At 53.1% G+C, this 16,351-nt stretch carries 11 protein-coding genes; 9 read left to right on the top strand and 2 right to left on the bottom strand.

Translation table 11 applies throughout. The features are described from left to right. Positions 1-206: 206 nt before the first annotated feature. Both Hhyl2_RS20335 and Hhyl2_RS20330 read left to right on the top strand, forming a co-directional pair. A complete protein-coding gene (locus Hhyl2_RS20335; RefSeq protein WP_483552625.1) occupies positions 207-1,133 on the top strand; it encodes a carbohydrate ABC transporter permease in 927 nt (308 codons plus the stop codon). Continuing rightward, positions 1,130-1,963, top strand: a complete 834-nt coding sequence (locus Hhyl2_RS20330; protein WP_483552624.1) for a carbohydrate ABC transporter permease — start codon at positions 1,130-1,132, stop codon at positions 1,961-1,963. Before Hhyl2_RS20335 ends, Hhyl2_RS20330 begins: the two co-directional genes overlap by 4 nt. Positions 1,964-2,875: 912 nt before the next feature. On the opposite strand, the gene thsA is transcribed toward Hhyl2_RS20330, so the two are convergent. After that, positions 2,876-4,594, bottom strand: coding sequence for a thermosome subunit alpha (gene thsA, locus Hhyl2_RS20325; protein WP_483552623.1), 1,719 nt, complete (start codon positions 4,592-4,594; stop codon positions 2,876-2,878). A gap of 122 nt (positions 4,595-4,716) precedes the next feature. On the opposite strand from thsA, the gene Hhyl2_RS20320 reads away from it, so the two are divergent. The 6 genes from Hhyl2_RS20320 to Hhyl2_RS20295 all read left to right on the top strand — a co-directional run bounded on the left by Hhyl2_RS20320 (position 4,717) and on the right by Hhyl2_RS20295 (position 11,279). Further along, positions 4,717-5,871, top strand: coding sequence for an ABC transporter ATP-binding protein (locus tag Hhyl2_RS20320; protein ID WP_483552622.1), 1,155 nt, complete (start codon positions 4,717-4,719; stop codon positions 5,869-5,871). Positions 5,872-6,022: 151 nt separating this feature from the next. After that, positions 6,023-6,802, top strand: a complete 780-nt coding sequence (locus Hhyl2_RS20315; protein WP_483552621.1) for an HpcH/HpaI aldolase family protein — start codon at positions 6,023-6,025, stop codon at positions 6,800-6,802. A gap of 74 nt (positions 6,803-6,876) precedes the next feature. Then, the gene (locus Hhyl2_RS20310; protein WP_483552620.1) at positions 6,877-7,251 is read left to right on the top strand and encodes a Rid family detoxifying hydrolase; all 375 of its coding nucleotides are present in this window, start codon (positions 6,877-6,879) and stop codon (positions 7,249-7,251) included. A gap of 1,505 nt (positions 7,252-8,756) precedes the next feature. Then, positions 8,757-9,356, top strand: a complete 600-nt coding sequence (locus Hhyl2_RS20305; protein WP_483552619.1) for a TetR/AcrR family transcriptional regulator — start codon at positions 8,757-8,759, stop codon at positions 9,354-9,356. Positions 9,357-9,564: 208 nt separating this feature from the next. Beyond that, complete coding sequence (locus Hhyl2_RS20300; RefSeq protein ID WP_483552618.1) at positions 9,565-10,314, top strand: SDR family NAD(P)-dependent oxidoreductase; 750 nt, start codon at positions 9,565-9,567, stop codon at positions 10,312-10,314. Between the two features lie 470 nt (positions 10,315-10,784). Continuing rightward, a complete protein-coding gene (locus Hhyl2_RS20295; RefSeq protein WP_483552617.1) occupies positions 10,785-11,279 on the top strand; it encodes a transposase in 495 nt (164 codons plus the stop codon). Positions 11,280-11,925: 646 nt separating this feature from the next. Here Hhyl2_RS20295 and Hhyl2_RS20290 read toward each other — a convergent pair. Next, positions 11,926-13,161 carry an MFS transporter gene (locus tag Hhyl2_RS20290; RefSeq protein WP_483552616.1) on the bottom strand — a complete coding sequence of 412 codons (1,236 nt, stop codon included), beginning with the start codon at positions 13,159-13,161 and terminating at the stop codon, positions 11,926-11,928. Positions 13,162-13,420: 259 nt separating this feature from the next. Between Hhyl2_RS20290 and Hhyl2_RS20285 the strand changes: the two genes are divergently transcribed. Continuing rightward, positions 13,421-16,300, top strand: a complete 2,880-nt coding sequence (locus Hhyl2_RS20285) for a bacterio-opsin activator domain-containing protein (RefSeq protein WP_483552712.1) — start codon at positions 13,421-13,423, stop codon at positions 16,298-16,300. Positions 16,301-16,351: the final 51 nt, after the last annotated feature.

The following is a 16,351-nucleotide window of genomic DNA, read 5'->3' as shown; positions in this document are numbered from 1 at the left end:
CCCCAATATAGAATCTGCAGAGTTGTGGAAACGGGTGCACCGATCCCCTGTCGAAAATCTCACCGAGTCGCGTTTTCCTGATTACCAACTGCCCGTTTTTTCGGTTGATCACACGATTCTCGTACTGGCGACACCTGTATGGTGTTGGTCACGAGACGAAACAGCAAAGCCGTTAGGCTTAATAGACCCTATCGTCCATTAACGATATGAGCACAAAACAGCAAACAGTGTTGACAAGAGTCCGTGGGTTTGTCCCGGAAAAATACTCTGTGTACCTGTTCATCCTGCCCGCACTCTTGGTCATTGGTGTAATGCTCTGGCTCCCGATTTTCCGGGGGATATACATCAGCTTCTTCGAGTGGCCCTTGCAAGCTGGACAGGGAGACTGGGTTGGCCTCGAAAACTACGTCAATTTCATCACGTCCGATGGGTTCGTCGCGTCGATGCGGATGACGATCTTGATGGCGCTCATGGTAATTCCCCAGCTAATTATCGGCGTTGGGGCTGCCCTGGCTGTGTACCACACGACCAGGTTTAAGAACGTCATCAGCACTACGTTCTTGCTCCCGTTCGTTATTCCACCAGTCGCTTCGGGAACAATCCTGTATTATTTCCTAGAGCCGAACTTCGGACCGTTCTTTAGTATCCTCGGAAATTTGGGACTCGTTGAGACAGCAATTTACTGGCGACAAGAAACCTGGCCGGCTATAAGCGTCGTGCTGGGAAGCCTTACCTGGACATACTGGCCGTGGGTCTTCCTCATCATCCTTGCACGTCGACAGAGTGTCTCTGATGAGTTGTATGAATCGGCAAAGATGTACGGGGCAAACCGACTGCAGATGTTCCGGTATATCACCTACCCTCATTTAAAGAGTGCAATTATCTTCGTTGTAATCTTCCGTGTCGTCCAGAACATGCTCAAGACAGCACAGAACTGGCAGCTAACGCGTGGTGGGCCGGGATACGATACTTCACCCCTGTCCGTGACGCTATTCGATTTGGCATTTACCAACCAGCAGATGGGACGAGCCGCGGCGGTCGGGATTATTACTGTCCTTGTCGTCATCGTCGCTGTTGTCCCGTTGATGTGGTGGTTTGAACGTGTCGCGAGTGAACAGGAGGCAGCAACATGAGTCTACTCAAAGGTTACAATAAACAGCACAGCCCCTCAGATTGGTTCTGGTCAGTTGGACGGGTCGCTCTCATCGGTGCTCTCATCGTAGCAGCAGTGGTCCCAGTCCTCTTCGCTGTGTCCATGTCCGTCCGAAGCGCGGCGAACTTCTACAGCCCAATCTGGATCCCTGAATCGCCGACGTTCAAGTGGTACATCCAATCATGGAATGACACTGCACCGTTGCTCGAGAATAGCTATCTTCGGGCATTGGGATCGACGATCATCACGCTACTCGTCACAGTTCCAGCCTCCTATGCGTTCGCACGGCGGGACTTTGCTCACCGCTCACGGCTCTTCTATGCAGTCGTAGGGGTCCTGCTGTTCCCAGTGATTATCGTCGCGATTCCGATCACGGTTACCTTCTTCGAGCTAGGCCTCTCTGACAACATCGTCGGTCTGTGGCTCGTCGACCTGGTCTTCCTAGTCCCCTTCACTGTGTTCCTGATGCGGGACTACCTCACGGCCCTACCGGCGAACATCGAAGAGGCAGCACAGGTCTACGGATGTACTCCGTTCACCGCTTTCGTAAGAGTAATTCTTCCACTATCGGTGCCAGGGATCCTCGCTGTCAGTTTCTTCTCGTTCGTCATCAGCTGGAATGAGTTCTTTTTCGGACTCCTACTGACTGTTGACACGGCTAAACCGGCGATTGCAAGCCTCAACGCGGCCGTGAGTTCTGAAGCAACACTCAAGCAGGGGACGATTATGGCTCGAACCGTGCTCATCAGTCTTCCCCCAGCGATAATGTACCTGTTCGCGCGCAAAAGCCTGACACAGACGTTCCAGTAGCGCCGAGCGCAGTTGGTTTTTCACTACTTGTTGCTTTGTAGAGTGACAGTATCTCCCAATTTCGTCACATGGGCCAGTAGTTAGAGTATGCTGTAAGGGTCTCAAGACACTATAGAACACGTTGAAGACTTGGCGTTAGTCAGCGACCGAATTTTAAGAGGTCTGCTGGGGAGTACCAGCTACAATAGATCCTATTCAGTATTTGAACAGACCAAATCAGACACCAACGGGGGAATCGCTCCCCTACGTTTTAGCACGTGACTCGTAACAACCGTGGTCGTCCAGAGCCCAATCATATCAGGGACCGAACGGTGAACATCACTGAATGCCCGCTACACTGCTTCAGCACCGTTTAGAAAACACACGGGGGGTCTCTCTCTCGCGATAGGAAATGTCTGAGAGTCCCCACCTCAGAGTCAACCGTTGCTGAAGATTAAAATAGTATCATTCTTTGTGAGATTGAGCCCATATATTGGACCGCTCCGACGTGCTGGTAGCGATAGGAGTCGCCAGCGAACAAAAGTACTATGAGCTAGTGTGTCAATGTGCTATACGAACATGAAATTGCCTTCACCATTAGACAAGATACTGACGCAGCAAACGATTACTACTGTATTCGGTGTTATCGCACTTGGATTGGGACTCTTCCTCTCGCTGAACCAAGGCAACATTATCGTCATCGGGTTCATGTTGGTGTTTACCATGCTTATCCTGGTGGTCCTCATCAGACAAGTACAAACCTCCATTCGTGAAGCAAAGTCCGCCTGACGTATTGTATGGTGACTGACGAGGTAGTGTAATCGACCTGCATGTAGCCATGATTAACGATTCCGTTCTTCCTCCAAGCTCTGAACCATTTAGACCAGGGTGCTTATAAAAAGCGAAATGTAGGGGACTCCGTTGGGCTAAATGCTATCGCGGCATGTTCGGCGCAGTTCCGCCTTCGGATCGATTTGGCTGCTGTTCGGAGAGAAGAATATCGTCAATCCGTAGCAGCAGTATCGCAGCCTGTGCAGCGGTCTCAATCGCTGTTTCTTTCACTCGAACAGAATCGATTACACCTGCAGCCAGAGTGTCTTCAATCGCTCCTGCATGGCCATTGACTCCAGTCGTAACGTCTCCCTCGGCATGACGCTGGCGGAGTTCAACGAGAGTATCGATAGGATCGCGTCCTGCACTTTCTGCGAGCGTGCGCGGGAGTACTTCGACAGCGTCCGCAAAAGCCTCAACGGCGAGCTGCTCCCGTGCCGCAATCCCTCCAGCCGTCGACCGGAGCTGGCGTGCAATCTCTATTTCAATAGCACAGCCACCGGGGGAGAATCGACCATTTTCGATCGCGTTGCTCACAACAGCGATAGCGTCAGCGATGGGGCGTTCCAGTTCATCCATAACATGTGTCGGTCCACCACGCAGCAGCAGCGTAACGTTGTCCGGGTCGTTACACTCCTCAACGAAGACAACATCCTGCCAGTCTTTCGCTCCGCATTCGACATGACCGGCGTATCCAAGCTTTTGGCTGGTGAGTGCATCGGCACCGGTGCTGATGGTTGCGCCGGTAGCCCCAGCGAGACGTTCGAGTGCCTCAGTTGGCGTCTTGTTGAATACCATCATCCCATGCTGGACCATCTCCTCGATTGCTCGCTTGCTCAATTCTCCGCCAGCAAAGACGACATTCACATCCAGCTTGACGAGCTGTTGAACCCTTGCGGTGAGTGTCTCGTCTTCAGTGTCGAGTATTTGTTGTCGAGTTTCGGGGTCATTAAATGAAACTGAACCATCAAGAGTCGTGTCCTCTATCTGAAGTGCATCTTCGAGGAGCACAATTTTCGCGTCGGTAGCTAAGCGAGGCATTTCCATCGCAGCCGGTTCTTTTTCAATGGTAGTTCCCAGAATGCACTCCGAGTCCGTGAGAAGCCCACCCGGAACACTCTCAATCTGGACTGCATCGGTGTCCACAATACCATCAGCGCTCACCTGTTTGGTTGCCTTGACCACGAGGTCCGCGAGGTACTCCCGACTTCCTCCCGCCCCAGTCCCCGTCATCGCAGTTTGTGCTAGTTGTGAAAGCGTTCGAGTATCTCCCGGCGTGACCTCGGTTGCATTGTTATCGAGAACATCGTAAGCGTCTGAAACCGCAGTCCTGTACCCATTGATAATTGAAGTGGGATGGATACCTTCGTCAATCAACTTCTCTGCCTCTGCAAGGAGTTCACCAGCCAGAACGACAGCAGTAGTGGTACCATCACCAGCAGCCTGTTCCTGTGACTGAGCGACTTCAGATACGAGTTTCGCAGCGGGATGGTCAAGGTCAATCTCTTGGAGGATTGTTGCACCGTCGTTTGTGATGGTTACGCCCCCAAGGGAGTCGACAATCATTTTGTCCATCCCGTTAGGACCTAACGTAGTCCGAGTTGCTTCGCCAAGTGCCTGTCCTGCAACGAGATTCATCGACTGTGCGTCTTCGCCCTGAAACCGATCATACGCACTGTTGATAACAGCCTGAAGTTGCTTTGATGACTGATGGCTCATTGTGCCGTCACTATCACAATGTGCAGTGACTGTGAACATAAGGATTGTGTTCAACCGGACAAATATTCGTGTGTAACTCCCGATTGCAAACCAGTCGTCCATACCCCTCTAATCCCCCGAATAGGCTGTCTACTTAATCCAAAAAATAGTTTCTTCTATCCAGATAACGTACGGACGCATTGAGTAGATTTATTAATGACAATGCACCATATCCTACTACTCCAATGAGCAGCTACGATAGTGCCCAGTCGATTGAAGAGGGACAGCCGAGGCAGGGAACGGAATCCACCGATGGCCACGTCAAAATCGAGTCAATCACTAAGACGTTCGATGGTGGCGATGTTGTTGCCTGCGAGGATATCAATCTTGACATCAAACAGGGTGAGTTCGTCGTCCTACTCGGTCCGTCCGGTTGTGGTAAAACGACCACGTTGCGTTGCGTCGCTGGGCTAGAACTTCCCGACTCCGGGAACATCGTCATCGATGGAGAGGACGTCACAAATAAAAAACCTAAGGACCGTGATCTTGCGTTCGTGTTCCAATCTATCGCGCTCTTTCCCCACATGAGCGTCCGTCGGAATATGCGATTCGGTCTTGATATGAAGACCGATCTTCCCTCCGAGGAGAAAGAACAGCGTGTCGAAGAGGCCGCCGAGATTTTGGGAATCAGTGAACTCCTCGACCGGAAGCCATCTGCTCTCTCCGGCGGACAACAACAGCGCGTTAGTCTAGGCCGGGCGATGGTGATTCAGCCCGACGCATTCCTGCTCGATGAACCCTTCTCGGCTCTGGATGCGAACCTCCGCGACCAGATGCGCGTTGAGGTCCAGCGGCTTCAGTCGCAACTTGACATCGCGATGATCTTTGTGACGCACGATCAGCAAGAAGCGATGATGCTGGCAGATAAGCTAGTCGTCATGAACGACGGCCATATCGAACAGGTCGGGACACCTGACAAGATCTACAACGATCCACAGTCACGGTTTATTGCTGACTTCATTGGTTCTCCGCCAACCAACTTTTTTGATGGTAAACTCATCGAACGCGACAATGAGTCGGTCATCTCGACCGATATCTTTGAGCTACCCCTTACAACGGAGCAGTCGGATGGAATCAATACGGATTCCGTGAACCACGTCAGCGCTGCAGTCCGGCCTGAAGCACTTTCATTTGAGGATGACGGGCTATTCAAAGCCACTGTTACCGTTATCGAACCACACGGAGACAGGGCCGCGATTTATCTTGAAAGCCAGAATGGTGATGAAATCACGGTGTTGATGGACGATGTGACCGGCCTCGAAGCTGGCGATACTGTATCCGTCAAGGTGCCTCCAGAGAGCGTCAAGCTGTTCGGAGGCGACGGCGAACGACTGGTATAACATAGTCAGTCGATCTCGAACTCGTCAATATAATTCCCCGAGGATCAATTAGAATATAGGTCTACGGGCCAATTAGAGACTTTTAGCGGGCGTTTAAGCCTCTCGAGGAATACAAAGGATTATATTGGTCTATGATAACACTCCAATTGTTATGGATTTGAAACAGCGGTTGAAGCAAAAGGAGTACGTTCGCGGTTCATGGGTTGTACTCGAGGAACCATCGATCGTCGAGCTAATTGCCGAGTACGGGAACGACTTCATCATCGTCGACATGGAGCACTCCGCACTCGACATTTCGACTGTGAACAAGATGGGGCGAGCGATGGATGCCTCGGACGGTCATGCAGAGATGATTACGCGCGTCCCATGGAACGATCACGTCACAATCAAACGTGTCCTTGATAACGGTGCACGTGGCATTCTGGTTCCGTGGGTTAATACCGTTGAAGAAGCTAAAGATGCTGTTGAGGCAACTCGTTACCCTCCTAATGGGGTTCGTGGCGTTGGCCCACTACGGCCTGCAAAATACGGAAAAGAGTTCGACGAGTACATGGAACAAGCGGCTGAAGAGGACCCCATCGTTATCGTTCAGATCGAGACAGCAGAAGCAGTCGAAAATGCTGAAGATATCGCCGCAGTTGACGGGGTTGATGGAGTTTTCATCGGTCCTGGGGACCTGGCTGTCTCGCTCGGTACTTACGGGAGTGACGAAACTGCCCCATTCGACGATGCTGTCAAACGTATCGTCAACGCAGCCCAAGCACACAATGTTGTTGTCGGGACAGTTGTGGGCGATGTCGACGATATCTCACTCTGGCTTGATCGTGGTATCGACTTTTTAGCAAACGGGAGTGACATCGCGTATCTCAACTCTGCAAATGCACGTTTCAAGGACGCATTCGAAGATGCTGTAGAGGAAGATTATAATTGACGAAATGTGCTTATTCACTTTGAGCCATAACAATATTGACAGACTGACCACCATGCTATAAAAAAAAAACACCAATGGACGAACTTACAACCGACGATGCACCTGACAGTATCGGACCGTATTCCCAAGCGATTGTGTCCGGAGACAAGATTTACGTCTCCGGTCAGGGTCCAGTTGACCCAAACACTGGCGACGTAATCGACGGCTCGCCTGCTGAACAGACCAGACGAACACTCCAAAATGTGGATGCGATTCTTCGGGCAGGAGGCGCATCGCTCGATGATGTGGTGAAAGCGACAGTGTTCGTCAAGGACATGCGGTACTACGATGAAGTGAACAAGGTCTACGGAGAACTCATGTCCGAACCATACCCAGCCCGGAGTGCTATCGAAGTCGTGAAACTTCCCGTGGACATCGACGTGGAAATCGAGGTCATCGCAGAGCGCTAATTTGACCACTCGTAGTTGTTGACCTCGGCGAGAATAATATACAATTATAATCTATCACTTCAATTATTATACCTCATACGTATTTCATTTTTATTTTTTATTTCGATAACAAAATTGGATTTAGATGTAGAATAGAATTTTTTAGAATTATATAGGCATATTCATATACAAAAACGAATATTAGACAAGGGTGGGGCACCACTATGGGTGCACTTGCGGTAGTGAGATTACTGTTTCACTCTATATTGACTACCCGTCCAAAAGGTATACCAACGTGGTGGTTGCTTGTCGTATCTGTCGAATTGGTCGATCGCTCTTGTGTAGAGCATTGTTGATGGCTTGCTGTCTTGCGATTTCGGTCTGTCTCGGAGACCCTCTATTCAGCGCAGAGAAGCATTCAGATCGGCAGTTGTAGATACCGGTGAGAATACCACGACCGTATCAACAATCTCCTACAGAAGAGCGTTGGTCGATAATCAATCCATCTATGGATAGACTTCCCCCACGCATCATGACTTTCCGTAGTCCCTATCGTTCCTGATTACTGACTCGATTCCTGGAGGGAGACGAGAGTAACTGACACAGGTGAGTGAATATCCGACCCAAGACGGCGATCTCATTCCAGTGAGAATATCGTCGCCTAAGACAAAACAAGAAGCTGTCGCTCGTTCACAGGTGACCGCTGGACGCGGATGGTTCAGCCCGCATCCACTGACTGTAGGTTGGCAGGATTCTGATTCGGTGGGTCGGGGCCTCTCAATTCCGGCCGTCGAGATATCGGGTGATTCACTTACGGAATACCTCTAACCGGAACCTAACAGGAAGCGCTCTCACGCTGCGTTGCGGCGGGGCGAGCACGCCCCATCGCACCCTGAGCCAGAGGTTCTGCAACAGGAAGATCACGAGGACAAACGACATACGGAAGGCTGGGTCTATCATGCTTGTCCACGCACGAGCGCAGGTTTATCCTCGCTCTGTACTCTCGCCTCGTCGTCGCTATCACTAATCTACGAACGAGGAGACAATCCGGAAAGTACTATGATTACGGTGTGTGATTATTTTATAATATTCCTAGCATCCATACAAATTGATGGGAAATCAACCAAGAGCTATTCTTTTCAAGGGGTCAACACAACCTCTCCAAAGGATTTATATATTAACATCAATGTAAGTCAGGATGAGGATATCCAATGAGTCGAGCCACTACCAGACGCTATCTGATCTTCGGCGTTGTTAGCGCCCTCGTTTCACTGTTCGTCCTTCCCATCGCAGGGCTTGGATCGATTTACAGTGGGTACAAAATCAAAGACCGGGCCCCAACGGTGTATTGTGCACTCTTAGCCGGAATCGGTGGGTTCTCAGTTGTCCTGTGGCTTATATATCTCGTAACACTCTGATGGCCGACCAACTGACCATCCGTTTCGATTTCCAATCCCGGTAACGAAATAAACGATAATGCAAATGCAAAAAGAACTCTGTCTCAGACATTCAGTATCTATACACTGATGAACAACAACAGTCCCGGTGAACTTGGGCCGACAAAAGTGGAAATCATGGAGGCAACGTATCATGCATTGGGTAAACACGGGTACGACAGCCTTACGATTCAGGATATTGCTGATGAGTTTGATAACAGTCGAACACTACTCTATTATCACTACGATGGACGAGATGAATTACTGGTTGACTTCCTCGATTACGTTCTGTGCGAGTTTCTTGAGAGCCTCCCCAGCGAAAAGAAGTCGCCACGGGCTGAACTCGAGACATTTGTTGAAACCCTCCTCCCCGCAACTCTTGACGAGCAAGTCTATCGAATTCAGCTTGCAATGTTTGAACTACGAGTAAATGGGCCACACAACCAGGACGCTCGCGAACAGTATCTTCGCGTCGACAAGGAGCTGAGAGAACTTCTCCAAGACATTTTCGCCCGAGGTCTCGAAGCTGGCGAATTTGCAGAAATTGACCCCGCAGTCGAGGCCGAACTTTTCCTCTCGCTGCTCACAGGGACGCGAACCCGACGCCTTACCGTCTATGACCCAGATGAATCGATCCACAAGCTTCGAGATGCAATTACCACGCACATCGAGCGGATTACAGCGAACTAACGACAGTCCTACTACCCTCTGTAATCGCTGTCCCTTTTGACTGTCTCTTTTTCTGTCAGAGTTTAGAGTATTCTGTTGTGTATCCCTTGGTGTGTCTGGTATGGCTACGAGCTACTGCCCCACGCCGTCACTACCGATTTGCTTGGGTTTCGGTCCGAACAGCGAAATCAGAAAGCTCTTTACAATATATTCAATATATAAGGAAACGATGTACGAACTGTCTGAAACCGTGGCCCTTATCACCGGTGCTGGATCCGGTATCGGTCAGGTAACAGCAAAACGGTTCGCGCGAGAAGGAGCGATGGTCGCCGTAGCAGACATCGATGAGGATGGTGGCACGGATACAGTTAGCCAGATCGAAGAGGCTGGTGGGACTGCGACCTTTGAAAAAACCAATGTCGGGCGTCCTGAATCAATTGAATCCACCGTCGACACCGTCCTTGAACAGTATGGACGGCTCGATTATGCAGTCAACAACGCGGCGACGGGCAACGATCCCGCACCGGTCACCAACATCGAGGAAAGTGAGTGGGACCGTATTAATAACATCAATCAGAAGGGTGTGTGGGCGGGAATAAAAGAGCAGATTCCGGCTCTCCAAGCATCGGACGGTGGTGCGATTGTCAACGTCGCATCGATGGCTGGCATCCGGGGGAGCCCTGGACGCACGCCGTACAGCGCGAGCAAACACGGCGTTGTCGGCTTGACCAAAACAGCCGCCCTCGAGTTCGCAGATGCAGGGGTCCGCGTGAACGCAGTCTGTCCCACAATCGTTGATACACCTGCGTTAAGAGCAATGTCAGAGAACGAGCAGCAGCAGGTAACTTCGAAGGTGCCGATGGGACGTCCGGCACGACCGGAGGAAGTGGCGAATACGATTCTGTGGCTTTGCTCAGACGAGGCATCGTTCATTACTGGGCAGGTCATCCCAATCGACGGCGGTGAATCACAGCAGTAACAGTATTCTGCTATCCGGCTATCTCTTGCAGTCGAGGCAGGACTCGAATTGCTTCTCTTAGCTAGGCGCCGTTCAAGCCAATTTCCCACCCTCGGCGGGAAGCGCGTGTCCGTTGACGAAGGATGCGTCTTCAGAGGCCAGCCAGGTGACCGTCGCAGCCATCTCGTCAGGTTCTGCCATCTATACCAAGGAGGGAATCCTGCCCTTACCGTGAGTGAGGAGTGTTCCGACATCAGTCGGGAAGTCACTCCTGTACAATCTCGGGCGGATGGAAGCGGACGTCATCGACGCTCAGTTAGATGGCGTCCGCGATTAGGTCATCACGCAGATACGCAAAGCATGTCGATTCCTAACACCGCAGAAGTTGCGGTAAATCTCCATGAGTGGCTCTATTACGGCTCGAAGCAGACACCGATGTCACGAGTCAATCCTGATCGAGGGACCGATCTCACCTATGTCTTCGTGACACTGTGCATTGTGTCGCCGGCGGCACGATTCATGCTGACGTCCGAGCACGTTGCTCGTACCGACACACCTACCTTGATCAAGGCCATCCGCGCGGTGATCGTGGCCTCTATCGGATCGAGTTGGTCGACGAACTCGCCGATCTCGGTGTAAAGTTCGTCATGCGCGCACCCAAAACATCGGGGATCAAGCGCGTTCTTGCTGAACACGATGAAGAGAAATTCGTCACCGACTACGAGCTGGTCAGAAAGCAGTCTCCCACGATGCGTGTCCTGGTTACGCTCGTCGTCGTCCCGCACCACTCGCGGGACGACGACTCGCTGTGTCTGATCACGAATCAACCGAGAACGATGGATGAAGCGATGACACTCGAACAAGCGTATCAGCGTCGTGGGGGAATAGAAACGTCCTACCGGAAGATCGGGGAGTTTCTGACCCGGACTACGTCGTCGATGTTTGCGGTGCGGTTGTTCTGCTTTCTGTTCGCTGTGGCGCTATAAAATCTCTGGATCGTGGTGTGTTTGCTGCTCTCTGAGCAACGCCGGGTGAAAACGAGACCAGTAGTCTCCACGGCGACGTTTCGGTTCTTCCTCGGGCCAGTGACGTACGGATAATCCTCATCGGGGCGGCAGACCCAGGCGAGCGCCTGGGTCAGCACGTCCCTCCGTACTGGCGAGACTTCCAGTCGCCATGAATTTCTTATCTCCCCGTTCACCGCCTATTCGAATCACTGCTCAAACGACCGGATCAAGCCGGATTTCAACAATCTCGTCATACCCCAGAGAACACACCGCAATTTGAATCGGCAACTACTGTTTAGCCGTGAGAGGGTGTCAGGACTGCTGTCTTCCCTTCGAATTGCTTTGACATCCTCTAGCTGAATGAATTGTGAATATATCTGTCGGGCAGAGGTCTCGGTGGTGGTCGGCCGGCCTCGGTTTGTTTCAGTGCAATCTCGGAGGATAGACTTTATATGTGCTTTTTATTGAGTTGGTCTGAATCGAGAACTAGCAACTGGTCTCTCGCCAATCTAGACACGGACTCGGAGAAAGACTTGGTCAGCGCCCTGTTTCGCACGCTCATATTGATCTACCGTCCGACCAAGCGTATCTGTGGTGTCGTTCACAAGGATTGGAGGTGTCCGTGCTACGAGTATCCTGGTTCTGGAGCTCGCCAAGCAACCGCGATTCCACAGATAGCGAGGGCTCCAGCGAGGAGAAATGCCGTATCGAACCCCGCTAGGTCGACAACAACGCCGCCCCCAATTGGGGCAAGGAACGCCCCTGCCAGCCCGACACTTGTTTGGAACGCGACGGCTGTCGCAGCGACCCGTGAATCGACAACCTCTCGGACGTACGTGAAGGACAGGCCCAGCGTAAGCTGGACCGCAAACCCGGTGAGCAGCAGGAGCCCAACGAGCAGTGGAAGTGACCGAAACTGTGTGAACACGAGCACAAGCGGAGCAGCAACTGCGAAGGACCCGAATACGATGGGTTGGCGGCGACCACCGAAGACTCGGTCAGACAGGAGGCCACTACTGATTCTGGAGACCACCCCGATTGCGGGGAATGTGGCCACTAGGAGTCCGCTCACTGCGAGTGACAGCCCGAGTTCGGTCGTGAGATACGACGCACCCCAGCTATTCACGAACAAGTACAGTGAATAGCCGAGAAACCCGAGCAATCCGACTGACCAGACCTTCCGGTTCCGAAGAACTGAACCGAACTCCTGAACTGAGGGAGCATCTCCCCGGTTCGTCCCGATCCCTCGACTAGCTGGCCAGAATACGACGAGACCGATGACTGTGAGCCCCGTGAACGCAATAAAAATTGTTGGCCACCCAAATTGATGCGCAATCAATGGGCCGACTCCTTGCCCGAGCGCGAACCCGATCGGGCCACTCGCGGTGAAAATGCCGACAGCCGTTGCCCGGTTCTCGCTGGTGGCTGCTCGACTCACGATATCGATGCCAGCGTTCCACACGACGACGTAGGCGATCCCACCAAGCGCTCGCGACGCAATCACAGATCGATAGTCCCCCCGCTGTCCAGCGACCCATCCCCACGTTCCGGCGACAAGTAGTGTGAGAACAGCGAGTGCCATCACGTTCCTGGAGTCTGTCCGGTCAAGCACCGCACCAGCTGGGAGGCTTGCAATCACTGCAGTACCGAACATGACTCCAACAAGGAAGCCTGCGATTGTTGGACCGATACCCAGCGAGTCACGAATGAGCGGGGTGACGCTCGCAGGAACAATTTCGTAGGCAGCTAACCCTGTCGAGATGAGACTCGCGCCGGCAACGATACCCCACGTCGACTGATGCTTCTGGTGCGGATCGCTACTAGTAGTTTCTTGCTGGTGGGTGGTCGGTTGGGTAGTCATTACTCGATAATGTGGTCGGACGGCGAACCACGGAAATCGGGAATCGACAGGTGCCTGCAACGAATCTCGATGATGGTGTCCCCATATTACGTCTCGCTCTGCATACCTCTGGAGGTTAGACAACAAATGCTTTTAGCTCCTAGTGGTTAGATAGTTAACTATCTATGTGTGTGCATTCCGGACCAGGCCAGCAGCAGAACTGGGGGCGAATTCGAATCGGCCCCGAGAGAATCGTTCCCTGTACTCAAGTGATCGAATAATGGTCGCTTCCCAATCCGTCCTCGATTCGTCGACGGTACTGCTCGTCGGAACAAATGACTGGCTCACGCGATTCGCTGCAACGCTTGAGACACAGACTGATGCGACTGTGCATATAGTTGGAACCAAGTCCGAAGCGAGTGGTATCGTCCGGAAGCGGACCATTGACTGTCTCATCAGCGGAGACACGCTCGAAGGAGCAACAGGGCTGGAACTCCTCAAGGAGATCCGCACCGAAACCACGACGCTTCCGGTCGTGATCTGTACCGCCGCTGGGAGCGAAGCCATCGCCAGCGACGCTATCAAAGCCGGTGTCACGGATTACATCGCGCTCACGGAGCCGGTAGAAGAGATGACCGACGAACTCATCGAACGAACCGAGCGTGCCGTCCGATCCGCACGGCGGGCAGCCACACGACGGGATCGCGCCAGACAGTTCGACGCCATATTCAACGATTCGCGGACCGCAACGTGGGTGCTCGATCCTGCTGGCTCACTTACGCGCGTGAACGAGACAGCACGGGAAATGATCGATGTGGGCGTTGAAACCATCGTCGGTGAACCGTTCTGGACGCTTCCGTGGTGGGCAAAGACCGATACGAAGAGCACGGACGTACAACAAATCGTGGAGAACGCACTCGATGGGAAATTCGGAAATGCGGTCGTCAAACAGCCCCCACACATCGAGGACCCACGCGTCATCGATCTCTCCGTGCGCCCAGTCAAGAACGAGCGCGGAAATCTCGTTTCAATCGTCGTTGAGGGCGTCGACATCACTGAGCGCGTTGATCTCGAACGCGACCTCCGACAATCGGAGGAGCTCCACCGCGTCACCCTCAACAACATGACCGACACCGTCCTCATCACGAACGAAGCTGGCGAGTACACCTACGTCTGTCCCAACGTCCACTTCATCTTTGGCTACACGGCCGACGAGATTCACGAGCAAAGGACGATCGACGACCTCCTCGGTACGGACCTCTTCGACCGTGAGGAGCTCGCAGAGGATGGCGTGCTCAAGAACATCGAGACGACCGCGACGGACAAAGCGGGTCGTGAGCACACGCTCCTGATCAACGTCCGGGAGGTCGACATCCAGGGGGGGACGCTTCTCTTCAGCTGTCGGGATATCACGAAACGCAAGCAACGCGAGGAGGCGCTTGCGACCCTCCAAGAGACCGCCCGTGATTTCTTGTACGCCGAAACGCATCAGGAAATCGCCCAGCATGTCGTCGACGATACACCCGGTGTCCTCGATCTGGATGCGAGTGCGGTCTATCTCTTCGATGCTGATGCCAACGAGCTTCGACCCGCAGCGCACTCGGCGACGATGAAAGAACTCAACGGTCCGCTCCCTACCGTACACGCCGACGGCGAAACGCTTCCAGGCTACAGTTTCGTAGAGGATGAAGCGCTGTTGTTCGACGACGTTCACGAGGCAGACCGGCTCGAAAACCGGACGACTGACCTCCGTAGTGTAGCCTACATTCCACTCGGCAACCACGGTGTGTTCGTCGCTGGCTCGGACCGAGTCGGTGTCTTCGACGACGTAACCCGGGAACTGGCTGATCTTCTCGCTGCAACCGCTGAGGCAGCCCTCGACCGCGTCACTCGAGAGTCCCGACTCCGAAAGCAAGATCGCACTCTGCAGGCACAAAACGAACAGCTCACCGCGCTGAATCGAATCAACGAGACGATCCGGGAGATTGATCAAGCTCTCGTGCAAGCGGAAACACGGGAGGAAATCGACCATACAGTCTGTGAGCTGTTGACCGGCGAGGATCGGTTCCGATTCGCCTGGATCGGTACGGTCGGTATGACGACCGACACCGTCGAACCACGGGCCTGGGCAGGCAACGAACAGGGATATCTGGATAGCCGAGCATTCGCCATCGACGCGTCAGCTGGGGAGCCAGCCGGGCAAACCGCTGCCACTAGCGACGTGACGATGGTGACGAACGTCGCCGCCGGGCTCCGCGAGGAGCCGTGGCGGAAGGCCGCACTCGTTCGTGACTACCTCTCTGTATTGAGCATTCCTCTCGTGTACAACGACCTCACGCACGGCGTGTTGACTGTCTACGCACCGACCCAGGACGCGTTCGACGACACGACGAAGGCTGTCCTGGCTGAACTCGGCGAGACCATCGCGTCTGCGCTCAGTGCTATCGAACGAAAGAATGCACTGCTCACGACTTCGATGACGCGTGTTGAATTCGGTATTGATGATCCGGCATTCATTCTCTCACGGCTCGCTCGAGACGCAGTGTGCACACTCTCGTATCGAGGTGGTGTCCAGCAGTCCACAGAGGGAAGCTACGTGTTTGTAACTGTTGGCGATGGAGCAGTATCTGACGTTGTAGACGCTGCTTCGCAGTTGGTCGGGATCGACGAGGTGCAACAGATCAGTGCAGACGGTGAGGGGGGTGTGCTCCGGCTTCGGCTTACACAGCCATTTCTCGCCCTGGAGCTGGCCGATCATGGTGCTATCTTCCGCGAGGCAACTGCCGACCCGACGTCCACAACCCTCACCATCGATATCCCGGACAGTATCGACGTCCGGACAATCGCCCAACTCGTCCGGGAGACGTTCTCCACCGTCGAACTCCGTTCGAAGCAGACGCTGGATCAGTCCATGGAACGCGACTTGTATTCGAAGTTCCTCGAGAAGCTGACCTCACGGCAACTCGAGGTGATCCAGACGGCATACTACAGCGGGTTCTTCGAGTCACCACGCGAGAGCACAGGCGAAGATGTTGCGGAGACACTTGGAATCTCCCCGCCAGCATTTTATAAACACTCTCGGACCGTCCAGCGCAAACTGTTCGAAACGCTCTTCGAGGAGCACAATGTCTCAATTTCGGGAACCAGTATGGTTCAATAACTAACCTTGTATTTCAGGAACCATTTGGTGGTTAACGGCTGAATATTCCCT

The organism is Haloarcula sp. H-hyl2 (genome assembly GCF_056934385.1).
Note: the sequence above shows the minus strand (reverse complement) of the source record. Positions and strands in the feature narration are given on the sequence as shown.

Coding starts and splice junctions, on each gene's coding strand:
- Hhyl2_RS20330 (WP_483552624.1), top strand. CDS start 1,130: ATGAGTCTACTCAAAGGTTACAATAAACAGCACAGCCCCTCAGATTGG.
- Hhyl2_RS20315 (WP_483552621.1), top strand. CDS start 6,023: ATGGATTTGAAACAGCGGTTGAAGCAAAAGGAGTACGTTCGCGGTTCA.
- Hhyl2_RS20305 (WP_483552619.1), top strand. CDS start 8,757: ATGAACAACAACAGTCCCGGTGAACTTGGGCCGACAAAAGTGGAAATC.
- Hhyl2_RS20290 (WP_483552616.1), bottom strand. CDS start 13,161: ATGACTACCCAACCGACCACCCACCAGCAAGAAACTACTAGTAGCGAT.
- Hhyl2_RS20300 (WP_483552618.1), top strand. CDS start 9,565: ATGTACGAACTGTCTGAAACCGTGGCCCTTATCACCGGTGCTGGATCC.
- Hhyl2_RS20285 (WP_483552712.1), top strand. CDS start 13,421: ATGGTCGCTTCCCAATCCGTCCTCGATTCGTCGACGGTACTGCTCGTC.
- Hhyl2_RS20335 (WP_483552625.1), top strand. CDS start 207: ATGAGCACAAAACAGCAAACAGTGTTGACAAGAGTCCGTGGGTTTGTC.
- Hhyl2_RS20320 (WP_483552622.1), top strand. CDS start 4,717: ATGAGCAGCTACGATAGTGCCCAGTCGATTGAAGAGGGACAGCCGAGG.
- Hhyl2_RS20310 (WP_483552620.1), top strand. CDS start 6,877: ATGGACGAACTTACAACCGACGATGCACCTGACAGTATCGGACCGTAT.
- thsA (WP_483552623.1), bottom strand. CDS start 4,594: ATGGACGACTGGTTTGCAATCGGGAGTTACACACGAATATTTGTCCGG.